Source organism: Acidihalobacter prosperus (assembly GCF_000754095.2).
Taxonomy (GTDB): Bacteria; Pseudomonadota; Gammaproteobacteria; order DSM-5130; family Acidihalobacteraceae; genus Acidihalobacter; species Acidihalobacter prosperus.
Map to the genome: position 1 here is coordinate 286375 of NZ_JQSG02000003.1, position 21334 is coordinate 307708.

General features: G+C 67.6%; 23 protein-coding genes. 6 read left to right on the forward strand and 17 right to left on the reverse strand.

The window, feature by feature from the left end; all coding sequences use genetic code 11:
- Positions 1–23 precede the first annotated feature (23 nt).
- The 3 genes from THPRO_RS08060 to THPRO_RS08070 all read left to right on the forward strand — a co-directional run bounded on the left by THPRO_RS08060 (position 24) and on the right by THPRO_RS08070 (position 2156).
- The gene (locus tag THPRO_RS08060; protein ID WP_038090492.1) at positions 24–662 is read left to right on the forward strand and encodes an alanyl-tRNA editing protein; all 639 of its coding nucleotides are present in this window, start codon (positions 24–26) and stop codon (positions 660–662) included.
- Between the two features lie 64 nt (positions 663–726).
- Positions 727–1497 (forward strand): 2OG-Fe(II) oxygenase, encoded by a 771-nt coding sequence (locus THPRO_RS08065; protein WP_065089476.1) that lies wholly within the window; start codon positions 727–729, stop codon positions 1495–1497.
- Positions 1498–1499: 2 nt separating this feature from the next.
- Entirely contained in the window at positions 1500–2156 is a 657-nt protein-coding gene (locus THPRO_RS08070) for a LysE family translocator (protein WP_065089477.1), read from the forward strand.
- Positions 2157–2168: 12 nt separating this feature from the next.
- On the opposite strand, the gene THPRO_RS08075 is transcribed toward THPRO_RS08070, so the two are convergent.
- From THPRO_RS08075 to THPRO_RS08100, 6 genes are all read right to left on the reverse strand, one after another.
- The gene (locus THPRO_RS08075; RefSeq protein WP_038090490.1) at positions 2169–2765 is read right to left on the reverse strand and encodes a DJ-1/PfpI family protein; all 597 of its coding nucleotides are present in this window, start codon (positions 2763–2765) and stop codon (positions 2169–2171) included.
- A gap of 65 nt (positions 2766–2830) precedes the next feature.
- Positions 2831–3895: a hypothetical protein gene (locus THPRO_RS08080; protein WP_082954533.1), complete on the reverse strand. Its 1065-nt coding sequence runs from the start codon at positions 3893–3895 to the stop codon at positions 2831–2833.
- Complete coding sequence (locus THPRO_RS08085) at positions 3892–4224, reverse strand: DMT family transporter (RefSeq protein ID WP_038090487.1); 333 nt, start codon at positions 4222–4224, stop codon at positions 3892–3894. Before THPRO_RS08085 ends, THPRO_RS08080 begins: the two co-directional genes overlap by 4 nt.
- Before the next feature lie 63 nt (positions 4225–4287).
- A complete protein-coding gene (locus tag THPRO_RS08090; RefSeq protein ID WP_038090485.1) occupies positions 4288–4878 on the reverse strand; it encodes a LutC/YkgG family protein in 591 nt (196 codons plus the stop codon).
- Positions 4875–6248 carry a lactate utilization protein B gene (locus tag THPRO_RS08095; RefSeq protein ID WP_052064372.1) on the reverse strand — a complete coding sequence of 458 codons (1374 nt, stop codon included), beginning with the start codon at positions 6246–6248 and terminating at the stop codon, positions 4875–4877. The genes THPRO_RS08090 and THPRO_RS08095 overlap by 4 nt, the downstream gene beginning before the upstream one ends.
- Positions 6238–6960: a (Fe-S)-binding protein gene (locus tag THPRO_RS08100; protein WP_038090480.1), complete on the reverse strand. Its 723-nt coding sequence runs from the start codon at positions 6958–6960 to the stop codon at positions 6238–6240. The genes THPRO_RS08095 and THPRO_RS08100 overlap by 11 nt, the downstream gene beginning before the upstream one ends.
- A 227-nt stretch (positions 6961–7187) precedes the next feature.
- Here THPRO_RS08100 and THPRO_RS08105 point away from each other — a divergent pair, with 227 nt between their 5' ends.
- The 3 genes from THPRO_RS08105 (at position 7188) to THPRO_RS08115 (ending at position 11741) form a co-directional block, all read left to right on the forward strand.
- Positions 7188–8291 carry a flavin monoamine oxidase family protein gene (locus THPRO_RS08105; RefSeq protein ID WP_065089479.1) on the forward strand — a complete coding sequence of 368 codons (1104 nt, stop codon included), beginning with the start codon at positions 7188–7190 and terminating at the stop codon, positions 8289–8291.
- A gap of 70 nt (positions 8292–8361) precedes the next feature.
- On the forward strand, positions 8362–9303 hold the full coding sequence (locus THPRO_RS08110) for a DMT family transporter (RefSeq protein ID WP_236717278.1): 942 nt from the start codon (positions 8362–8364) through the stop codon (positions 9301–9303).
- A 77-nt stretch (positions 9304–9380) separates the two neighbouring features.
- The gene (locus THPRO_RS08115) at positions 9381–11741 is read left to right on the forward strand and encodes a putative bifunctional diguanylate cyclase/phosphodiesterase (protein ID WP_145930757.1); all 2361 of its coding nucleotides are present in this window, start codon (positions 9381–9383) and stop codon (positions 11739–11741) included.
- A 15-nt stretch (positions 11742–11756) separates the two neighbouring features.
- Here the strand turns inward: THPRO_RS08115 and THPRO_RS08120 are convergent, their stop codons facing one another.
- From THPRO_RS08120 to speA, 11 genes are all read right to left on the reverse strand, one after another.
- Positions 11757–12605: an SCO family protein gene (locus THPRO_RS08120; protein WP_038090478.1), complete on the reverse strand. Its 849-nt coding sequence runs from the start codon at positions 12603–12605 to the stop codon at positions 11757–11759.
- A 2-nt stretch (positions 12606–12607) separates the two neighbouring features.
- Positions 12608–13417 (reverse strand): SCO family protein, encoded by an 810-nt coding sequence (locus THPRO_RS08125; protein WP_145930759.1) that lies wholly within the window; start codon positions 13415–13417, stop codon positions 12608–12610.
- A gap of 216 nt (positions 13418–13633) precedes the next feature.
- Positions 13634–14197 (reverse strand): hypothetical protein, encoded by a 564-nt coding sequence (locus THPRO_RS08130; RefSeq protein ID WP_145930761.1) that lies wholly within the window; start codon positions 14195–14197, stop codon positions 13634–13636.
- Positions 14198–14385: 188 nt separating this feature from the next.
- Positions 14386–16092: an urease subunit alpha gene (gene ureC, locus THPRO_RS08135; RefSeq protein ID WP_065089480.1), complete on the reverse strand. Its 1707-nt coding sequence runs from the start codon at positions 16090–16092 to the stop codon at positions 14386–14388.
- Complete coding sequence (locus THPRO_RS08140) at positions 16089–16400, reverse strand: urease subunit beta (protein WP_038090474.1); 312 nt, start codon at positions 16398–16400, stop codon at positions 16089–16091. The genes ureC and THPRO_RS08140 overlap by 4 nt, the downstream gene beginning before the upstream one ends.
- 7 nt (positions 16401–16407) lie before the next feature.
- Positions 16408–16851, reverse strand: a complete 444-nt coding sequence (cynS, locus tag THPRO_RS08145) for a cyanase (RefSeq protein WP_065089481.1) — start codon at positions 16849–16851, stop codon at positions 16408–16410.
- Between the two features lie 28 nt (positions 16852–16879).
- Entirely contained in the window at positions 16880–17182 is a 303-nt protein-coding gene (gene ureA / locus THPRO_RS08150; protein WP_038090472.1) for an urease subunit gamma, read from the reverse strand.
- Positions 17183–17223: 41 nt separating this feature from the next.
- Positions 17224–18078 (reverse strand): urease accessory protein UreD, encoded by an 855-nt coding sequence (locus tag THPRO_RS08155; RefSeq protein ID WP_065089482.1) that lies wholly within the window; start codon positions 18076–18078, stop codon positions 17224–17226.
- 189 nt (positions 18079–18267) lie between these two features.
- A complete protein-coding gene (locus THPRO_RS08160; RefSeq protein ID WP_038090469.1) occupies positions 18268–18513 on the reverse strand; it encodes a YcgL domain-containing protein in 246 nt (81 codons plus the stop codon).
- Complete coding sequence (locus THPRO_RS08165) at positions 18510–19412, reverse strand: hypothetical protein (protein WP_145930762.1); 903 nt, start codon at positions 19410–19412, stop codon at positions 18510–18512. The genes THPRO_RS08160 and THPRO_RS08165 overlap by 4 nt, the downstream gene beginning before the upstream one ends.
- A 21-nt stretch (positions 19413–19433) precedes the next feature.
- A complete protein-coding gene (gene speA / locus THPRO_RS08170; protein ID WP_038090467.1) occupies positions 19434–21311 on the reverse strand; it encodes a biosynthetic arginine decarboxylase in 1878 nt (625 codons plus the stop codon).
- Between the last annotated feature and the right edge of the window lie 23 nt (positions 21312–21334).

The following is a 21334-nucleotide window of genomic DNA, read 5'->3' on the forward strand; positions in this document are numbered from 1 at the left end:
CGCATCAACCGGATACCGCGACGATGACCCTGCGCAAATATTTTCTCAGCGACGAGCTGGCCTCCCATGCTCGCGTACTCTCGTGCAGCGGCAGCGACGATGGCAATACCTACCGCATCGTCATGGACGAAACCCTGTTTCACCCCCAGGGCGGCGGCCAGCCCGCCGACCAGGGCTGGATCGGCGGCGTTCGCGTGCTGCACGTCAGCCAGGAACAGGGCGACATCGTGCACCATGCCGAGGCGCCGGTCGCGCGTGGCGAAATTGACATTCACGTCGACGAGGCACTGCGTCATCTGCATTCGCGGCTGCATTCGGCAGGGCATCTCATCGGCCACGTGGGCGCGCTGCTCGGCTGGCAGCCAATCAAGGCCCAGCACGCGCGCGATCAGGCCAGCGTGACCTTCAAGCCCGGCGAGCAGGCGCAGCCGCTCGACGAGGCCACGCTACAGGCGCACCTCGACGACCTGCTGCGCCGCAACCTGCCAAAACAGACGATCGTCGACGCGAAAGGCTTTCGCACCGTCGGCTTCGGCGAACTGCCGCCCTTTCCCTGCGGCGGCACGCACGTCGCCTCGACGGGGGAGATCGGCGGCATCGTGCTGAAAGGCGTCCACGATTCGAAGGGCACGGCCACCCTTCGCTATGACGTACGCACATAACGCCGCGTACCGGCTCAAGCCGGAAATCGCCGCACCGGGACCCCTGCGATCCACCGGAGGCGTCATGTACAGCGAGCACAGCACCTTGAATTTGCCCCTGCTCGAACGGCTGGTCGGCGGTACGGACGTCGCGGCCGTGGTCCGATCCTTCATCCCCCCCGACCTTGCCTTCCGGATCGGCGAGCGCATCCTCTGCGGCGGTTTTTCCCGCTACATCAACGCGCCGAGCATCGGGCGCATCGGCATGGCCTTCTACGAAACGGAACGCAGGCCGGCGTTGGTGGAAAAGTATTTCGACGAGGCCTTGAGGGGCATCCGCGAACTGCGCGCACGATGCGCGCCCTATCTCTCGCCGATGGACATGTTGCGCTGCATGCTCGACGAACTGTGGCCGGCCGGCGCCCATCTCGCCACCCTGTACGGCCGCAAGATGCACGTCGGGCTGTCGCGCGTCGTGGAGCCTGGCGTGCACTTCCTCGCCCATCACGACATCTTCGCCAAGGACGCGCCGGACACGCAGGAGGCGCACAGCCTGCGGGCGCAACTCGCCTGCAACGTCTACCTGCAGATGCCGGAGCGCGGCGGCGCCCTGCAGATCTGGGACCGCCTCATGACGCCTGCGGATTTCGATGCGCGGCGCGGCGACTGCTACGGCATCCACCCGGACCTGCTCGGCCGACCCGATGTCGAGCTGCGCCCGCAGGCGGGCGATCTGATTCTCTTCGACTCGACGAAAATGCACGCCGTGACGCCCGGTCAGCCGCAACCGCGGCTGAGCCTGTCATGTTTCATCGGATACCGCGACCGCGCCTCGCCGCTGGTCTTCTGGAGCTGACCATGTCCATCGACTACCTGCACGAATTCATCACGCTGGCCACGATCCACTTCATGGCCGTGGTCATCCCCGGCCCGGACTTCGTGATCACAGTGCGTCAAAGCATCCGCCACGGCCGGCTGGCCGGGATCGTCACCGCCATCGGCATCGGCGCCGGCATTTCGCTGCACGTGCTGTATACCCTGATTGGCGTGGGCGCCCTGATCCACGCCACGCCATGGCTGCTGGGCACGGCGAAGATCGTCGGCGGCGCCTATATCGTGTATCTCGGCATCAACATGCTGCGCAGCCATGCCAGCCCGATCCAGTCGATCCCGGAACTGGCGACCGGCGACGGGCGGGCGGCGGCGCGGGTGCCGGCACAGAGCATCAGGAAGGCATTCTGGACCGGCTTTCTCACCAACGCGACCAACCCCAAGGCCACGCTGTTCTTCCTCGCCATCTTCACGACCGTGATCAATCCGGGCACGCCGATGAAAATTCAGATCCTGTTCGGCGCCTGGATGTGCATGGTCAACGCGCTGTGGTTCGTGTTCGTGAGCGTGTTCTTCACGCATCCGCGCACGCGGCGGGTCTTCGAACGCATGGGTCCCTGGTTCGAGCGCACCATGGGTGCCGTGCTCATCGTCTTCGCGGGCAAGCTGATGCTGTCGCTGTAGGCGCGGACGGCCTCACACCCCCACACGTCGCCATTCGAAATCCATCTGCCGGGCGGTGGCGAGCGCCAGGGCGTCGCCGTCCAGGCGGGCGACCAGATGCAGGCTCATGTCGATGCCGGCGGTGATCCCGGCGGAAGTGACGCGATCGCCGCCATCCACCCAGCGCATGCCGGAAACCACCTCCAGCCTGGGGTAAGCACGCGCGAGATCGTCGACGTCCTCCCAGTGCGTGGTCACCCGACGGCCGTCCAGCAAGCCGGCCTCGGCCAGCAGGAAGGCACCGGTGCACACGGAAGCCGTGAGCGAGGCCGGCGCCGAAGTCTGCGCGATCCAGTCGATCAGCGCCGGCTGACGCAACGCACCGCTCACGTCGCCTCCCGGCACCAGCAGCAGATCGGCCTTGGGGCAATCGGCCAACGCGTGGTCGGGCGTCACGCGCAGGCCGCCGCGCGCCCGCACCGGCGCGGCCGTCAGCGCCGCGGTGGCGACCGTAAAGGGCGCCTCGCGGCCCTCGCGACGCGCCACGCGCGAGGCGGTCGAAAAGACTTCGAATGGACCGGCGAAGTCGAGCACCTCGACTTCGTCGAACAACAAGATGACGATCTGCATGACCTTCCCTCCTTGTCCGTACGGGTCTTGCGGCGCAGTCCGTCGTCTCCGCCGCGCGCGTCGCTTCAGCGTGCGCCGTCCCTGTCGTCATGCCGCTGTTCGTGGCGCGGCGTCAGCACGAAGGCATGCTCCTCGCCATGGAAGCGCCCCACGCCCACGATCTGGCCGCGCGCATTGATCGCATTGGCCATCACCAGCGTCCAGCCGCTGCCTTTCGGGATCAGCGCATCGAGCGCACGCATGCCCGTCGCCGGCGTCCACAGGAAGGCGCGCATGGCCCCTTTGGCGGTCATCGACATGCCGACCACCTCGTCGTGCCCGTTGACGCCGAGGCCGGTGCTGGTACCGCCGAGGCTGCCAAGATCGCGCATGCCGGCATCCGGCGTCCACAGGAAGGCGTGCATCACATGGGCCGAGGTTTCGGCGGCACCGGTGATCGCGCCGCGATCGTCGATCGCCGTGGCGTTGCTGTTGCGTCCGCCCAGGGTGCCGAGGTCGGTCATGCCGCGCGAATGGGTCCAGATGAAGGCGCGCATCGAGCCGGCGCGCGTGGTCGACTGGCCCACGACTTCGCCGCGCGCGTTGATCGCGATGCCATCGCTGCCGTGCCCGCCGAGCGTACCGAGATCGCGCATGCCGCGCCCCGGTCGCCACAGGAAGGCGTGCCCCCGGCCCTTGCGGGTGTCGGCCGTGCCGGTCACCTCGCCGACGGCATTGATGCCGAATCCGACGCTGTTGCGCCCGCCCAGGGTGCCGAGGGCCCGCAGCCCGTAGCGCGGGCGCCACACAAAGGCCTGCTCGTCACCGCTGCGCATGCCCATTTCACCGGTCACCTCGCCGCGTGCGCTGATGCCGAAGGCGCGCGCGTTGTGCGCCCCCGGCAGCAAGCCCAGATCCTGCGCTTCGCGGCGGGGTCGCCAGCGCACCGCATGCAGCACGCCGTGACGATTCACCGCAGAACCGGCCACCTCGCCACGCGCGTTGATGGCCGTGGCCTGGCTGCCGCGGCCACCGGGCAGCAGATCGAGATCGGTAATGCGGTAAAGCGCGTCGGCCTGCGCGCCGCTGCCGAGCGTCAGTCCGGCCAGCATGGCGAAGGCGAGCGCGCGTGAGGGTCTACATCGATTCATGGGTGCACCACGGTACGGGAATAGAGATTGATGACGAGCACCCCGGCCACGATCAGGCCCATGCCGATCCAGGCGGGGCCGTCAGGCACCTGACGGTAGACCACGGCCCCGGCAAGGGTCACCAGGACGATGCCGAGACCGGACCAGATCGCATAGGTGATGCTGACCGGCAGGCTGCGCAGCACTTGGCTGAGGCAATAGAACGCCGTGCCGTAGCCGATCACCACGATCAGGCTGGGCAGCGGACGGGTGAATCCGGCCGCCGCCTTGAGGGCGGTGGTGGCGACGACCTCGCTCAGGATCGCCACCATGAGATAGACATACGCCATGCGGAAGTGCCCGTTGCGGTGGCGGCCGGCGGCAACGCCCGCCCGACCCGAAGTGGGCTGAGCTTACCCGAGCGCGGAGATCGGGGAAATAGACGGCAGCATGACCACCAGCACCCGGCCGGGGCCATGCACGCCCTGCACCAGCACACCGCCGATGTCGGCGGAGCGCGAGGGACCGGAGTGCAGGCCGAGCGCGGAGGGCAGCGCGCCGCCGAGGCGCGCAAGCGCCGTGGGCAGGTCCGCAACCACGTCATCGGCCGCCAGCCAGATCAGATGCACGGGCGGCAGCAGGTGCGTGCGCCGGCCTTCGCGCGCATCGAGGATCAGCGTGCCCGACTCGGCCACCGCCAGCCGCGCCCGGCTGACGCCGAGCGCGGCGGTCTCCGGCGGCATTTCCGGCAGGGGCGGCGCCAGCGACGCCGGCACCCATTCGCTGACCGCAGCACCGTCGAAATCGGCCGCGAATCCCGCCAGCCATGTGCGCGCCTCCGCCTCGCTCGCGAACACCAGCCATTCGATACCGTTGTCGCCGAAACGCTGCTCGAGCAATGCACGAGGGTCATCCACCGGCGGCCGCGTCGGCGCGGCGGCCAGGCCGGGATCGGGACGGCGCGCCGAGGTGGCACGTAAACGCGCACGCATCGCCGACTTCATGTCTCGTCTCTCCCGTCATCGTCCGCGCCCGGGAGATCGCGATAACGCGTCCATTCCCGAAGCACCGGCGCACTGCCGAGGGCCTGTCCGAGTGGCCCGCCCACGAGCCGGGTCGCGCGGTGGAACAGCCCTGGCCGAGCGGCCATCCAGCGGTAGGCCTTGACCGCCATCGCCTCGCCGGCGAAGCCGTACCCGGCGGCGGCCGCGCGCTGACGCCAGGTGACCAGCATCCGCGGCAGCGGGATGCGTACCGGGCAGACGTCCTCGCAGGCGCCGCACAGGGTCGAGGCCTGCGGCAGCATCCAGGCGCGCTCCAGCCCGAGCAGCGCAGGGGCGAGCACCGCGCCGATCGGCCCCGAGTAGGCCCATTGATAGGGGTGTCCGCCGGTCTGACGGAACACCGGGCAGGTATTGAGGCAGGCGCCGCAGCGGATGCAAGCCAGTGCCTCGCCCTGCTCCGGGTCGTCGAGCAGCGCGCTGCGACCGTTGTCGACGAAGATCACATGCACCGCCTCCGGGCCATGCGGCTCGTCGGCGCGGCGCGGGCCGGAAATCAGGCTGACATAGTTGCCGAGCCGCTGGCCGGTGGCGGCGCGGCTGATCAGCGGCAGCAGGCCGCCGAGATCGGCCAGCCGCGGCACCACCTTTTCGATGCCGACGAAGGCTACGTGCACGCGCGGGACCGATGTACTGATGCGGATATTGCCTTCGTTCTCGACCAGGGCCACGGTACCGCTGTCGGCGGCCACGAAATTGGCGCCGGTGATGCCCATGTCGGCCGTGAGAAAGGCCTCGCGCAGGCGCGCCCGGGCGGCGGCGGCCAGCGCGTCCGGGTCCGCGTTCGGCGCGGTGCCGAGCTGGGTCTCGAACTGTGCCGCGATATCCTCCACCGAGCGATGGATCGCGGGCGCGATGATGTGGCTCGGGTGCTCGTGGGCAAGCTGGATGATGTATTCGCCGAGATCGGTCTCGAACACCTCGACGCCGAGTCCTTCGAGGGCGGCATTGGTGCCGATCTCTTCGGACAGCATGCTCTTGCCCTTGACCACGCGACGCACCTCATGTCGCTGCACCAGCGTTTCGAGGATCGCAAGCGCATCCTCGGCATCGTCCGCCCAGTGCACCTCGACGCCGTTGGCCGTCAGGCGTTCCTCGGCCTGAAGCAGGTAGCGCTCAAGGTTTGCGAGCACATGGCGGCGCAGGCCGGCCGCCCAGTCGCGCAGCGCGGTTTCATCGACCTCGCCGTAGGCGCGTTCGCGGCTGCCGTCGAAATGCGTGGTGGCGCGGGTCACGGCCTCGCGCACCCCCGGCGTATCGCGCAGGATGGTCTCCGCGTTCACGCGGTAGTCGATACGCGGCTCATGGGCCATCGGCGGCCTCCCGCAGCAGGCTGGCCAGATGCCGTACAGTCAGGCCCAGCCCGCGCGCGCCGGCGCGGCCCGCCAGCTGCAGCAGACAGCCGGGGTCGGCGCTGACCAGCATTTCCGCCGCCGGCAAGGTATCGAGCTTGCGATCGGCCATGGCGGCCGAAACCGCCGGCATTTTCACCGCGAAAGCACCGCCGAAGCCGCAGCATTCCGTTTGCGCCTCCCAGGGCAACAGCTCCGCACCGGCGGCCTGCAGTAGGCGTTCGGCGGCACCGGCCGCATGCAGCTCGCGCAGGGCGTGGCAGCCATGGTGCATGACCAACCGCCGGCCTGCCAGCGCATCCGCCGGAGGATGCCAGCCGATCACGCCGTCTAGGAACTGCGCCAGCTCGTAGCTGCGCACGGCCAGCGCGTCGGCTGCGGCCGCCGTATCCGTGGCGGCCATCAGACCGGGCGCGAAGCGGCGTAGCATGCTGGCGCAGCTGCCCGACGGCAGCACGACATAATCCGCGTCCGCGAAGGCGTCGACGCACTGCGCCACCATCTCGACCGCCTCGGCTGAATACCCCGTGCTGTAGGCCGGCTGACCGCAACAGGTGGCGGCGGGCGGCGTCGTCACCTCCGCGCCTGCGCGCTCGAGCAGCCAGCGGGCATCCTCGGCCGCCTGAGGGAAAAAGCCTTCGGTCATGCAGGACGGAAACAGGGCGACGCGCATGTTGACGCTCAGCGGATGCGGCCGCGGTGGCGGCGCAGTAGTCGTGACGTGGCGGTCTGGCTGCTCATGCTGACACTCTTGTTGTTCTCGGCGGGTACGACGGCTGCGCCAGGCAAGCTTATACCTGCCGAGATTACCCCCGCACCGCCGATCGATAAAGAGGGCGGGCGTTTCCCATCCGTCACGCATCCCGTAAAGTCGCGCTATCGAAGCCCCCCGGAGAGACCATGCAAGAGCAGAACTGTGTGATCGTCGGCGCCGGCCTCAGCGGGCTCTACGTCGCCCGCGCGCTGACCCGTTCGGCTGCCGCTTTCTGCGTTCTGGAAGCCCGCGAAAGGGCCGGCGGGCGTATTCTGAGCCGCGCCGCCGCTGCGTCCGTCTTGCCAGACGCGCGCTTCGATCTGGGGCCGGCCTGGGTCTGGCCCGCCTTCCAGCCGTTGATGACGGAGCTGATCGGACAACTCGGACTGCCGCTGTTCCAGCAGGCGACATCCGGCGACAGCCTCTACGAAGAGGCGGCCCAGCCAGAACCGCTGCGCCTGTCGGATCAGTCGCCGCATGCCGAGTCGCGCCGCTTCGTCGGCGGCGCCGGACGCCTGATCGAGGCCTTGTGCGCCAGCCTGCCGGCCGACCGGCTGCGGCTGGGGCAGACCGTCACCCGTGTGACCGCGACCGACACCGGCGTGACCGTTCACCATCGCGATGCCGCCGGCCCGTCGATTCTGCGGGCGCGCCGCGCCGTGCTGGCCCTGCCGCCGCGCCTGCTCGCGGCGACGGTCGCATTCGACCCGCCGCTGCCCCCGGCTCTACGCCGCAGGCTTGCGGCCACACCCACCTGGATGGCCGCGCACGCCAAACTCCTGGCCCTGTACGACCGCCCCTTCTGGCGCGAGCAGGGCCTGTCGGGAGAAGCCTTCAGCCGCCGCGGCCCGCTCACCGAAATCTACGACGCCTCGCCCGCCGAAGGAGGCCCGTACGCGCTGTTCGGCTTCTACGGCATGCCGGCCGCCGCGCGCCGCGCGATTGGCCGCGAGGGTCTGATCGCACGCGGCCTGGCGCAACTCGAGCGCCTATTCGGCGGCGCCGCCGCCCGGCCGATCGAGTGTTTGCTCAAGGACTGGAGCGACAGCCCGCTGACCGCCACGCCGGAAGACGCCATCCCCCCGCCAGGGCATCCCGAATACGGACTCGGCGACCAGACGCGCACGCTGTGGGACGGGCGTCTGATGCTCGCCGGCACCGAATCGTCGGCGCGCAGCGGCGGTTATCTGGAAGGCGCGCTCGAAGCGGGCAGGGAGGTTGCCGATCTGCTCTCCGACCGTCACGCTTAGCCGATCCTCCGCTTTTGACGGCGCTGCGTTATGCTGCGCGCCCGCCCTCCGGCACCGCAACGAAACGCCCATGTCACGCCCGTCCGAACGCGCCGCCGCACTCAATCTCTCGATGACGCCCACCGAATGGGCACTGCTCGGGCTGTTGTCCTTGCTCTGGGGCAGCTCCTTTTTCTTCATCCGCGTATCGGTGCTGGAGCTGCCGCCCCTCGTGGTCGTACTGCTGCGCGTCGGGCTTGCCGCGCTGGTGCTCAACTTGCTGCTGGCGCTGCGCGGCAAAACCCTGCCGCGCAGCGCCACGCTGTGGCAGGCCTTCCTGGTAATGGGGCTGATCAACAATGCCCTGCCGTTCACCCTGATCGTATGGGGCGAGGCGCACATCGGCAGTGGACTGGCGGCCATACTCAACGCGACCACCCCCATGTTCACCGCGGCTGTGGCGCACGCGTTCACGCGGGACGAGAAACTGACCCACGGGCGCGTGACCGGCATCCTCATCGGTCTGGCCGGCGTCGCGGTGATGATCGGCCCCAGCGCGTTCGCGCCGGGACACGGCGTCCTGCTCGCCCAGCTGGCGATTCTGGGCGCGGCCACCAGCTATGCGTTCGGCACGGTATTCGGACGCCGTTTCCGAACCCTCGGCCTGTCGCCACTGGTCGCCGCCGCCGGTCAGGTCACCGCCTCCAGCCTGATCCTGCTGCCGTTGACTTTCGCGATCGATCACCCGCTGGCACTGCCCATGCCTTCCTGGCCGGCCATCGGCGCGGTATTCGGACTCGGTGTACTGTCCACCGCGCTCGCCTTCATTCTGTATTTCCGTATCCTTGCGACCGCCGGCGCGACCAACGTCTCGCTGGTGACGCTGCTCGTGCCGGTTACCGCCATCCTCCTCGGCACGAGCCTGCTGGGCGAACACCTCGGCAGGGTGCAAATCCTGGGTATGGGCCTCATCCTGCTCGGTCTCGTTGTGATCGACGGACGCTTGCTACGACACCTGACGCGCTGGCGCTAGGGGCACGCCCGAACGCACGTGGGTTTTGATATACTGCGGATACCTCATAAATTATACCCATAAAAGAGAGTAACGCCTTGACTGGTAAGGCTTTGAATCTTTCATTTGCCGCCGCCGCGCACGGCCCTGACGCCACGCAGATACGGGCCGACCAGCTCAGCATCCTGTACAGCGCGCTGCCCATTGCCCTGCTGGCGACACTAATCAACGCGGCAGTGCTGGGGGCGGTGCAAAGCCCTTTGATCCCCAAGCACATCGTCGGCGGCTGGCTGGGTGCAATCGTGCTGCTGACCGCCTGGCGCTTCGTCGGCTACTACCGCTATACCCGTGGACTTACCCGACTCTCCGCCACGCGCGGCTGGACAATCCGCTTCCTCACGGAAGTCCTGATTTCGGGCGCACTGTGGGGCGCCGCCGCCTTCCTGCTCTATCCACCCGGCGACCCGCTGCATCAAATGTTCCTGGTTTTCGTGCTGGCCGGCATGGGCGCGGGCGCGGTCACCACGTTGTCGGCCATGTGGGCGGCGGCGCTCTCCTATCTGTTGCCTTCGTTGCTGCCGCTGATCGCACATCTGCTGCTCGAACACAGCACCGTCAGCCTGGCGATGGCCTGCATGGCCATGCTGTTCCTGGTCATGATGGCGGTCGCGGCCCTGCGCGCACGCAACACCCTGCTAGAATTGCTCCGCGCACGCCATGCCCAGGTGCGCGCGGATGCCGATCTGCGTCTCGCGGCCACCGCCTTCCGCAGCCAGGAAGGCATTTTGATAGCCGACCGCGCAGGCAACATTTTGCGCATCAACGAAGCAGCTGCGCGGCTATCGGGTTTTGCCGAAACTGCCTTGGTGGGACGCCCTGCGCGCGAACTGCTGTCGCCGGACGACGCTGGCGAGGCCGCACGGCGTTCGATGTTCGAGGCGCTGGAACGCAGCGGCTTCTGGGCCGGTGAATGCCGGCTCGTCACGCGTGACGGCGGTCGATTGCCGATCAGCGCGACCGTGGCGACCGTGCGCGACCCGAATGGCGAAACCAGCCACTATGTCGGCCACTTTCAGGACATCTCCGCCTACAAACAAGCCCAGGCGAATCTCGATTTTCAAGCACGCCACGACACTCTCACCGCCCTACCCAACCGCCGCATGCTCAGCGAGCGCCTCGCCCGCGATATCACGCGCTGCCGACGCCACCGACACCACGGCGCCGCCGTATTCATCGACATCGACCACTTCAAACGCGTCAACGACGCGCTCGGACACCGGGTCGGCGACCACCTACTGCAGACCATTGCCTTCCGGCTCCTGGAGAACATCCGCGGCGAGGACATCGCCGCGCGTTTCGGCGGCGACGAGTTCGTGGTTGTGCTCACTGGGCTGGACGCTCAACCCGCGCGTGCCATGGAACAGGCGCAACAGGCAGCCGAAAAGTTGCGCACTTTGTTCGCGACGCCCTTCCGCCACCACAGCGCGCCATTACACCTGACGGCCAGTTTCGGCATCGCCCTGTATCCGCAAGACGATCACGACGAGGATGCGGAAAGCGTGCTGACACGCGCCGACACCGCTCTCTACCAGGTCAAGGAACGTGGACGCAATGCCCTGGCCTTCTACCAACCCGGCATGCTGGATGCGGTACGCACGCGCCTGAGCATCGAAAATGCCCTGCGCAACGCCCTGGAAGAAAATACCTTCGAGCTGTTCTTCCAGCCGCAGGTGGACACGACCTACCTGCGGATGGTGGGTGTCGAGGCACTGCTGCGCTGGAACCGCCCCGGGCACGGACGGGTGATGCCGGGCGAATTCATCCCCGTGGCGGAAGACAGCGGCCTGATCCTGCCGGTAGGCGACTGGGTGATGCAGTCCGCCTGCTCGGCACTCGCTCGATGGAGGGGTTTGCCGATCGGCGCGCCGGATTTCGCCCTGTCGATCAACGTCAGCCCTCGCCAGTTCTTCCAGGCCGATTTCGTCTCGCGGGTGCTGGGCTGCCTGGAGGCGCACGACCTGAACGGTCGATGCCTGGAGCTGGAACTGACCGAAAGCGTGTTGCTGGACGATATCGGCGAGACCCGCGCCAAGATGCGTCAGCTCGCCGAACACGGCATCCGGTTCGCGCTCGACGATTTCGGCACCGGCTACTCCTCGCTGCGCTATCTGCAGCAGCTGCCGATCACCACGCTCAAGATCGACCAGTCCTTCGTGCGCGAGTTGCGCGAGGACGACGGCGACGGCAATACCGCAATCATCCGCTCCATCCTGTCGGTGGCGCGGCATCTGGGCCTGAAGGTGGTGGCGGAAGGCGTCGAGACGCGGATGCAGGCGGAGATGCTCGACGCGCTCGGTTGCCGCGTGCACCAAGGCTATCGCTACAGCCGCCCGATCGGCGAATCCGAGATACTCTCCTGGCTGGGCGGGCGGACGCCCGCGTCAGCCGCCGACCATTAGCCGGCGCCGGCGGCGCTAAAGACCGCCGGCCGGAGGCACGTGATCCGCACCGGGCATGCCCGGCAGCTTCAGCAGGGAAGCGATGAAACGCATCAGCTCGCCGTTGGATACGGTGCTGGCGTCGGGGATACGCGCCCAGATGTGGTCGCGCGGCCCGACGACGACGAGTTCATCGTGACCGATCACATGGTAATCCGGCCTGTATTGCGCGCTCAACGGGTTGACCGCCTTGGCGTACAAATATTCGCCGTCCTCGCGCTGCTTGGCGGACAGCTTGGCGTACGCTGCGTCGCCGATCTGGCGGTAGTGCACGCCATAGCCCTCGGTGACCAGCTTGCGCACCGTTGCCGGCTGGGCCGTGAGAAAATGCCAATCCGCGGTACGCGGATCGATGCCGGCAATCTGCTTGAAGAAATCGGCCATCTGCGCTGGGCCTGTATGCGCCGGATCGACATTGTAGGACACAAAGGTCACCTGCTTGCCCAACATGCCGTCGTCCTTGAGTTCCTGGTACAGGTTCATCAGATTGGACACCACGAGCGGACTGTAGCGATCGCCTAACGGCGACAGGAAGGTGACGATGCGCACCTTGCCGAGCAGGTCGTGCGTGGTCACCGGCTTGCCGTTCTGGTCGACGAAGCCCGTGACGAACGGCGCCAGCGGACCTCGGTGCAAGGCGATGGCCGGCGCCGGCGGCTTGCGGGTGTCGGCGGAAAGCCGCCCGTCCTCATGCGCACGCACGATACTCCAAAGACTGGTCATTGCAGCACCGATGAGCAACCCCACGAACGCACCGATCGCCGCACTGTACCAAAAGGCCTGGCGATCCGAATCGTCGCGCAATACCGAACTGAACAGGCTCATCGTCACGCTCCCCGGGCCTTGAGCAGGCCTTCGATCTTCTTGAGCAATACAGGCACGGGTACCGTGTCGGCGTCGTTCATCACATAGCGTACGTTGCCGTGCGGCCCCACCAGGATGATCGAACTGCTGTGAGTGACGTCGAAATCCGCATTCACCTTGTCGGCCAGCTTGTTCTGCATATTGGGCATGTAATTGTACGTACCGGCCTTCTGTTGCTGGGCGAATATCTTGTTCTCGGCCTCCAGCGAGATCATCTGGAAATATTCATGGTAGCCCTGCCTGACCACGCGGTCGATTTCCGCCGGGCTGGCCGTCAGGAACTGCCACCCTGAGCTGGACGGCCTGCCGCCGTACTCGCGCATGAAGTCGGCCATTTCTTCCGGGCTGGTCTTCCCTGGCGCAACATTGAAGGACACCATGCGCACGCGACCCGCGAGGCCCGCCTGCTGCACCTGATGCTCCAGATTCACGATGTGCGACGCGATCACGGGGCACATGCTCGAACACAGCGGGAATAGGAATGAAACCACCTGTACCTTGCCGTCGAAATCGCTGGAGGCCACCTTGTCGCCATTCTGGTTGACGAAGCCGGTGAAGCGGGGTGCCTTGAAGATGACGTCAGGCACGTTGCTGGCCAAGGGGGCGTCCTGCGGGTGGGCGGGCGGTTTCGCCGGCCCCAGAGTGAGCAGAAGCGAAAGCCCCAGCATGACGACGATGCCGAAGACCGTGCCGCTCGTCAGTCCCAGCAGATGAGCCCTTCCGAGGCCCACGATGGGCGCACGGGTCGGTTTGTCCGATACCCATTCCGACACGCTGTTTCCTCCTGTAGTGGTCGTGGCGGGCCGTGCCCGCAAATCCCCTAAGCACCAGGGATCAGGCCATCTTTGGGGCCTTCGAGTTCACTATAAAGTGGGTTTTGTCACCGATACAGTGACAAAGTGTCGCACGAATGATCCGCCGCGTCGCGCGACCCGCGGCGGACCTGCCGGCGGAACCCCGCCGATGCCACGGGCATCGACGGGGAGCGCTCACCAGTTCCCGGAAAACATGGCGGCGATGATCCAGGTGGCGTTATCGGCCACCAGGAAACCAGCAATGATGGCGGAACCGAGTGCCAGCCCGCTCAGGGTCTGGTAAGCCGAGGCGGTTTCCAGCGGCAGCTGTTCATGCACGTAACGCCGGTCCGCGCTGCGCAGAATGTTGGGCACCCTTCGCCGGCCCGGCATGGGCTCGGCCACGCCGCGTGCCAGGGCGCGCAAGTACAGTGTCAGCGCCAACGCGATCTCGACCGCCCCCAGCAGAACGGCCACATCGGCCATCATCCACTTGAGCAGCATGCCGGTGGACAGCAGGTAGCCCTTGGCCTGCATATGAATGGTGTGGTCCTGACTTTCCCAGCCGATCTGCGGCCCTGTGGGAGCGGCCGGCATGGCGCGTAGTCCCTCGAGACTGGCGGTTGCGAACAGTGCCGACAACACCAGCGCGACGGCGAGAAACATCAGCCAAAAGTTCCTGATCCTGCGTAACGCGCGCAGGCACGTGGGGTCTGGGCTGCCGAGCGACCCCGGCAGAGTCTGTTCCTGAACGATCATTCGATTCTCTCCCTGATGGCGTACAGCATTGCTTGTTGTGTGCCGTCCGGGAGGGCGGTTGGTTGGCTCCACAAACGGCAATCGAGTATATGCTCGCGCGGGCCCACTGCGCCATCTCTGCGACATGCCCGGAAGGCGAAGCCAGGCAAGGCGATACGGGCACCCCCTTGTCTGCGCCCGAGGGATGTTCAGAACAGGAAGTAGCGCTGCGCCAGCGGCAGCTCCACAGCGGGTTCGCAAACCAGCAATTCGCCGTCGGCGCGCACCGCATAGGTCTGCGGATCGACTTCCATCGCGGGGAGATAGTCGTTGAGCTTCATGTCGCGCTTGCCGATGCCGCGGGTGCCGCGCACCGCCGACACGCTGGCTCGCAGACCGAGCGCCTCGGGGACGCCGGCGGCCAGCGCGGCCTGCGAGACGAAGCTCAGTCGCGTGGCCGCGCGCGCGCCGCCGTAGCTGCCGAACATCGGGCGATAGTGCACCGGCTGCGGTGTCGGAATTGAGGCGTTGGGATCGCCCATCGGCGCGGCGGCGATCATGCCGCCCTTGATCACCATCGCCGGCTTGGCGCCGAAGAAGGCCGGCTTCCACAGCACCAGGTCGGCCAGCTTGCCGACCTCGACCGAGCCGACTTCGTGCGCGATGCCGTGCGCGATGGCCGGGTTGACGGTGTACTTGGCGACGTAGCGGCGCGCGCGGTAGTTGTCGTGCCGCGCCGGGTCCTCGGCCAGGCTGCCGCGCTGCACCTTCATCTTGTGCGCGGTCTGCCAGGTGCGCGTGACCACCTCGCCCACCCGGCCCATGGCCTGCGAGTCGGAGGCGATCATGGAGAAGGCGCCGAGGTCGTGCAGGATGTCCTCGGCGGCGATGGTCTCGCGGCGGATGCGCGAGTCCGCGAAGGCCACGTCCTCGGGGATGTTCGGGTCGAGGTGATGGCAGACCATCAGCATGTCGAGATGTTCGTCCACGGTGTTGACCGTGTACGGACGCGTCGGGTTGGTCGACGACGGCAGCACGTTGGGCGCGCCGCAGGCCTTGATGATGTCCGGGGCGTGGCCGCCGCCGGCGCCTTCGGTGTGATAGGTGTGGATGGTGCGCCCCTTGAAGGCGGCCAGGGTGTCCTCGACGAAGCCGGACTCGTTCAGCGTGTCGGTGTGGATAGCCACCTGCACGTCGGCGCGCTCGGCCGCGGACAGGCAGTTGTCGATGGCGGCCGGCGTGGTGCCCCAGTCCTCGTGCAGCTTGAGGCCCATCGCGCCGGCGGCGATCTGCTCGTCCAGCGGGGCGGCCAGGCTGGCGTTGCCCTTGCCGAGGAAACCGAGATTCATCGGGAAGCTCTCGGCGGCCTCGAGCATGCGGCGGATGTACCAGGGGCCGGGCGTGCAGGTGGTCGCGTTGGTGCCCGCAGCCGGGCCGGTGCCACCGCCGATCATGGTGGTGACGCCCGACATCAGCGCCTCCTCGATCTGCTGCGGGCAGATGAAATGGATGTGGGCGTCGATGCCGCCGGCGGTGGCGACCAGGCCCTCGCCCGCGATGACCTCGGTGCCGGCGCCGATGACGATGTCCACGCCGGGCTGGATGTCCGGGTTGCCGGCCTTGCCGATGCCGGCGATGCGCCCGTCCTTGAGCCCGATATCCGCCTTGACCACGCCCCACCAGTCGAGGATCAGGGCGTTGGTGATCACCGTGTCGGCGACCTCGGCCGCGGCGCGCTGGCTCTGGCCCATGCCGTCGCGGATCACCTTGCCGCCGCCGAACTTGACCTCCTCGCCGTAGACCGTGCGGTCCTCCTCGACCTCGATCACCAGTGCGGTGTCGCCGAGGCGCACGCGGTCGCCCACGGTGGGTCCGTACATCTCCGCGTAGGCGCGGCGGTCGATCGTGCGGCTCATGCGTCCAGTGCTCCCATGATACGTGCGTTGAATCCGTAGACCGTGCGTGCGCCGGCCAGCGCGACCAGCTCGACCTCGCGTGTCTGCCCGGGCTCGAAGCGCACGGCGGTGCCGGCCGGGATGTTCAGCCGGAAGCCGCGCGCGGCCTCGCGGTCGAAGTCCAGCGCGCCGTTGGTCTCGTGGAAGTGATAGTGCGAGCCGACCTGGATGGGCCGGTCGCCGGTGTTGGCCACGCGCAGGCTGCGCGTCTCGCGGCCGGCGTTGATCTCGATCACGCCCTCGGCGGGCAGCAGTTCTCCGGGAATCATCGCGGCGTCACCACTTGCGGTAGGGCAGGAACTTGCCGTTGTAGGTGATCTTCACGCGGTCGCCCTTGGGGTCGGAGACACGCTCGATGTCGAGTTCGAAATCGATGGCGCTCATGATGCCGTCGCCGAATTCCTCGTGGATCAGCGCCTTGATCGTGCTGCCGTAGACCTGGGTGATTTCGTGCAGGCGGTAGATCAGCGGGTCGGTGGGCACGTCGCTGTCCAGCGAACCCTTGAGCGGGCATTCCGTCAAGGCCGCGACAAAGGACGGGTCCAGCCCGAGCAGGGCAACCGCGGCGGTGGCCTCGTCCTCGCTCATCGACTGCTGGCCGAGCAGCGCGGAGGTGGTCCACACCGGATGGCGTCCCACCGCCTTGGCCAGGGCGGTCCAGGTCAGGCCCTTGGCGCGCTTGGCCTCGAGCACGGCCTCGGTGACTTCTTCTCGATACATGCGGTACCTCCTGGCTAGCATTGCCCCGTCAGGGGATCGGGTGGTGCACGGTGACCAGCTTGGTCCCGTCGGGGAAGGTCGCCTCGACCTGTACCTCGGGGATCATCTCCGGGATGCCTTCCATCACGTCGTCGCGGCCGAGCAGGGTCGTGCCGTAGTCCATCAGCTCGGCTACGGTACGGCCGTCGCGGGCGCCTTCGAGAATCGCCGCGCTGATGTAGGCCACGGCCTCCGGGTAGTTGAGCTTGAGACCGCGCGCCTTGCGCCGCTCGGCCAGCAGTGCAGCGGTGAACAGCAGCAGCTTGTCCTTCTCCTTGGGCAGCAAATCCACGTGCAACTCCTCAGGTCGTTGATACTCGTTATTCCACTCTTTCAGGTACGCCAGATGCGCGGCGGACACGCCGGGCGACCGAAAACGCGTGGGCGCAACCAGGCCCATAAAGCCTCGAACCACGCGCGCGCGTGCCCCGCCTCGGCGCCGAGGTAGCGCGCGACCAGCAGGCGCTCGACCCGCGTCACACCGCCGCGGCCCGTCGCCGGCTCACCAAGCCCCGCGTCATATAGCGCATCCAGCGTGCAGGGGATCGGGGCTGCGCACACCAGCGTTGCGCTGACCACCTGCCCCTGCAAGCCCCAGATCGCATCCAGCAGCGGATCGCCGGGATCGAGCGCAAGGCGCTCGACCAATATCGGGTGCCCCTCGACGACGACCTCGAGACGCTGACGCCAATGGCCCTCGCCGAAACCGGTACCCGCCGCCGGACGGCCTAGACACACGATCTCCCAGCCGAAGTAGCGGGCGTCGCTCGCCAGCTCGACACGAGTGTCGAGTTCGGCGCGCGCGCCCTCGAACAGGATGGTTTCCTGCGGCAGCCATTCCAGCGCGGCTCCCGGTGCCACGCGCAGCCGCTGTGCGACGTGCGCAACACGCTGCGGATTGGAGTAGAACTTGCCCGCCGAGGGCGTGGTCATCAGCGCGTGCGAATCCGCTTCCGCCTCGGCTTCCAGGCACAGGCTGTCGCCGCCGACCACGCCCGCAGGCGGGTGCAGCAGGTAGACATGGCAGACGGCGCCCTCCGGGTAGAACGGCCGTTGGATCAGCAGCGGGCCGATGTGCCGCCGCTGCCGCACATAGCTGCGACCCTGCCGTGCACCGAAGACCAGCGACAACGACGCCTGCCAGCCATCGCCGGCATCAGCGGCGACCGCTGCCGCGGAGACCGTCATGCCGCGCCCTTCCGGCCCCGTTTCGTTTGCATCACAATCCGGCTCCTTTGCGATATTGGGCAGCCCCTGGCCTCTGCAGCAAGGCTCGTGCCATATCGCAAGGTACCGACCCCGGCCGGCCCTCGGTCACCCGCCATGCACGAAAACGGTGCATGCAGCGCGCGCGCAGCACAAAGGCTGCGCCCACGTCTACAGCGGGCGCTCGTTGGCCGGTGGCATTTGCAGATGGAACCCCTGGCCCCGCAAATTGCCCAGCACCTGCACGGCGTCCGCCTGCGCCAGTCGGCGCTCGGGCGTCAGTTCGAACTCAAGCGCGAAGTCGGCAGCGCCGAAAAGCCGCATCAGCGCGTCGGGCACCTCGGAGAAGTCGTCTTGACGCGGCAGATAGAGGTAGGCGTCCGCACGGCGGCGACTGCGATAGACATAACATTTCATGGCGTGGCAATGCTCGTGTTGGCGGGCAAACCGCTTGCATTGGCCCCAACGGACGGGCTCGGCGTGTCGTGAGCGGGCACTGTGACCGGCACGGCCGTTTGGGGCAAGCCGGTGGCGTTGCCGGGCAGCGCACCAGGCCCTGCGACCGGAACACCGCTCGTACCCGGTTCGCCGACGGGCAGCGCGCCAGCGGCTTCGGGAGCGTGCGGCGCAATGACGCTGCCCGCGGGGGCATAAACCGCCACCGACGCCAGACGGGTCCATGCCAGGGCATACCCGACGCTGCCGGTGGACTGATCGGCGTCGACAGTGATGCCGTCGCCGCTGACCGCCGCAAGTACGCCCTCGATGGCACCGCCATCGAGCACCTGTACCCGCACCTTGCGGCCGGTATACCGCGCCAGCACGTCGAACGCGGCGGGCTGATAACGATACGCCGGCGCCGCCGTGACGTGCCGCTCGTGCTTGGCCTTGGAGGCAGCCTCCGCCTGTGCCTGCTTGCGCGCAGCCGCTTCCTCCTGGCGAAGTGCGGCCACTTCGGCCTCATTGGGCACCGGTATGTCGCGGTCGACGGTAAACGGTAACTCGATACGGCCGTTCCAGCCGTACACCGCCAACACGGGACCCGCCGACGAGTGCCGCAGATAGTCCGCCACCGGCGCCGCCGCACCGCCATACAGCGATACGATCATCGTCAGCAGGGCGGCGGCGATGGCGTAGAGGCCGAACTGGGTCTGCTGCCAGCGGGTGATCGCGTACCACAGCAGCAGCGGCGGCAACAGCAGCACGCCCAGCCCCCACAGCAGTGTTTCGCGAAAGGCGCAGCGCACGAGGGCGAGACCACCTAAGGTCAGCAGCGCCAGGGATGCCACGAACAACCAGACCATCGACTGCGTCATGCGCCTCCCGGACGGTATCCGTCAGTCTTCCAGATAGGTGTATCCGTTCAAACCGGTTTCCAGCTCGGCCAGTATGCGCGAAGCCTCCGCCGTCTCCAGACCCGCCGCCTGTACCTTGCGGCGATAGGCGGCGAGCAATTCTTCGGGGTCGAAATGCACGTAGCTTAGCAATTCCGCAATCGCATCGCCCGCCTCCACCGGCGCCAGGCGGCAGCCCCCCGCCGGGTCGAGATCGACGTTGATCGCGTCGGTGTCGCCGAACAGATTGTGCAGGTCGCCGAGAATTTCCTGGTACGCGCCGACCAGAAAGATGCCCAGCAGATAGCGCTGGCCGCGCCGCCAGGGGTGCAGCGGCAGGCTGGATTCGAGGTCGGCGCCGACCACGTAGCGCTCGACGTGCCCGTCGGAGTCGCAGGTCAGATCCTGCAGCACGCCACGACGGGTCGGTCGTTCTTCCAGCCGGTGCAGCGGCATGATCGGAAAGATCTGGTCGATGGCCCACACGTCGGGAATCGACTGGAACACCGAGAAGTTGCAGAACACCTTGTCGGCCAGCCGCTCGCGCAGATCCTCCAGCATGTCGCGCTCGACCTTGGACTGGCCATCCAGCCCCGCCGACAGGCGACGGCAGATGATCACGTACAGCTCCTCGGCGCGCGCGCGCTGGGCGAGGTCGAGCACGCCGTGCGTGTACATGCCGTGCGCCTCGCTCAGCCAGTAGGCCGCATCGTGGTAGATCTCGCTCGCCGGATGCGCGCCCGCCGCCTCCGCAAGACGCCACAGATCCTGCAGGATCACCGGCTCGTCCTCGCCCGGCGGCGCCCCCAGCCCGGGTTCGCCGGGCGACTCCACGTCGATCACCTCGGTGATCAGGACGGCATGATGCGCGGTCATCGCACGCCCGGCCTCGGTGAAGATGTCCGGCGGCGGCATACCCTCGTCGCGACAGACCTCGTGCAGGGTGCGCACGATGTTGGCGGCGTACTCGTGCACGCTGTAGTTCATGGAGCAGTAGTTGCGCGAACGGGAGCCTTCGTAGTCGATGCCCAGCCCGCCGCCGACGTCGGCGATGCACAACGGCGCGCCCAGGCGGCGCAGCTCGGCATAGTAGCGCGCGGCCTCGCGCACGCCGCGCTGGATGTCGCGGATGTTGGCGAGCTGCGAACCCATGTGGAAGTGCAGCAGTTCCAGGCAGTCGAGCATGCCCTGTTCGCGCAGCCGCTCGATCACGCGCAGCGCCTGCGCGGCGGACAGTCCGAACTTGCCCTTCTCGCCGCCGGTGTTCTGCCAGTTGCCGCTGCCCACCGAGGACAGTCTCACGCGCAGGCCGAGCAGCGGGCGCACGCCGAGATCCTGCGCGGCCTCCAGCACGAGATCGAGTTCGGAAGGTTTTTCGATCACGATGTACGGGCGGTGGCCGAGCCGGCGGCCGAGCAGCGCGAGGCGCATGTACTCTCGGTCCTTGTAGCCGTTGCACACGATCACCCCGCCCGCCCGCGCGCGCGCCAGCACGGCCATCAGCTCCGGCTTGCTGCCGGCCTCGAGCCCCACGCGCTCGCCGCCGTGGCCGAGAATCTCGTCGACCACGCTGCGCTGCTGGTTGACCTTGATCGGGTAGACCGCCGTATAGCGGCCCGGATAGCCGAACTGCTCGCGGGCGCTGTCGAAGGCGCCGCACAGGGTGTCCACGCGGTCGCGCAGGATGTGGTTGAAGCGCACCAGCATCGGCAGACGCATTCCCTCGCCGAGCAAGGTGTCCGCCAGCGCGGCGAGGTCGACCGTCTCGCCGTTGCGTCCGTGCGCATGCACGTGTCCGTCCGCCGCCACGTCGAAGTACCCCCCGCTCCAGGTCGCCGTGTTGTATAGCCGGCGCGCAGCGTCGATCGACCAATCCGTCATGCCCTGACCCCTGACCCAAGTGA

What these genes read in the sequence shown, in the direction of transcription:
- THPRO_RS08130 (WP_145930761.1), bottom strand. Translation starts at nt 14,197, where the DNA reads ATGATCGTTCAGGAACAGACTCTGCCGGGGTCGCTCGGCAGCCCAGAC.
- THPRO_RS08110 (WP_236717278.1), top strand. Translation starts at nt 8,362, where the DNA reads ATGTCACGCCCGTCCGAACGCGCCGCCGCACTCAATCTCTCGATGACG.
- THPRO_RS08105 (WP_065089479.1), top strand. Translation starts at nt 7,188, where the DNA reads ATGCAAGAGCAGAACTGTGTGATCGTCGGCGCCGGCCTCAGCGGGCTC.
- THPRO_RS08165 (WP_145930762.1), bottom strand. Translation starts at nt 19,412, where the DNA reads ATGACGCAGTCGATGGTCTGGTTGTTCGTGGCATCCCTGGCGCTGCTG.
- THPRO_RS08060 (WP_038090492.1), top strand. Translation starts at nt 24, where the DNA reads ATGACCCTGCGCAAATATTTTCTCAGCGACGAGCTGGCCTCCCATGCT.
- THPRO_RS08160 (WP_038090469.1), bottom strand. Translation starts at nt 18,513, where the DNA reads ATGAAATGTTATGTCTATCGCAGTCGCCGCCGTGCGGACGCCTACCTC.
- THPRO_RS08075 (WP_038090490.1), bottom strand. Translation starts at nt 2,765, where the DNA reads ATGCAGATCGTCATCTTGTTGTTCGACGAAGTCGAGGTGCTCGACTTC.
- THPRO_RS08070 (WP_065089477.1), top strand. Translation starts at nt 1,500, where the DNA reads ATGTCCATCGACTACCTGCACGAATTCATCACGCTGGCCACGATCCAC.
- THPRO_RS08080 (WP_082954533.1), bottom strand. Translation starts at nt 3,895, where the DNA reads ATGAATCGATGTAGACCCTCACGCGCGCTCGCCTTCGCCATGCTGGCC.
- THPRO_RS08155 (WP_065089482.1), bottom strand. Translation starts at nt 18,078, where the DNA reads ATGACGGTCTCCGCGGCAGCGGTCGCCGCTGATGCCGGCGATGGCTGG.
- THPRO_RS08065 (WP_065089476.1), top strand. Translation starts at nt 727, where the DNA reads ATGTACAGCGAGCACAGCACCTTGAATTTGCCCCTGCTCGAACGGCTG.
- ureC (WP_065089480.1), bottom strand. Translation starts at nt 16,092, where the DNA reads ATGAGCCGCACGATCGACCGCCGCGCCTACGCGGAGATGTACGGACCC.
- THPRO_RS08085 (WP_038090487.1), bottom strand. Translation starts at nt 4,224, where the DNA reads ATGGCGTATGTCTATCTCATGGTGGCGATCCTGAGCGAGGTCGTCGCC.
- THPRO_RS08095 (WP_052064372.1), bottom strand. Translation starts at nt 6,248, where the DNA reads ATGGCCCATGAGCCGCGTATCGACTACCGCGTGAACGCGGAGACCATC.
- THPRO_RS08100 (WP_038090480.1), bottom strand. Translation starts at nt 6,960, where the DNA reads ATGCGCGTCGCCCTGTTTCCGTCCTGCATGACCGAAGGCTTTTTCCCT.
- THPRO_RS08140 (WP_038090474.1), bottom strand. Translation starts at nt 16,400, where the DNA reads ATGATTCCCGGAGAACTGCTGCCCGCCGAGGGCGTGATCGAGATCAAC.
- speA (WP_038090467.1), bottom strand. Translation starts at nt 21,311, where the DNA reads ATGACGGATTGGTCGATCGACGCTGCGCGCCGGCTATACAACACGGCG.
- THPRO_RS08090 (WP_038090485.1), bottom strand. Translation starts at nt 4,878, where the DNA reads ATGAAGTCGGCGATGCGTGCGCGTTTACGTGCCACCTCGGCGCGCCGT.
- THPRO_RS08120 (WP_038090478.1), bottom strand. Translation starts at nt 12,605, where the DNA reads ATGAGCCTGTTCAGTTCGGTATTGCGCGACGATTCGGATCGCCAGGCC.
- cynS (WP_065089481.1), bottom strand. Translation starts at nt 16,851, where the DNA reads ATGTATCGAGAAGAAGTCACCGAGGCCGTGCTCGAGGCCAAGCGCGCC.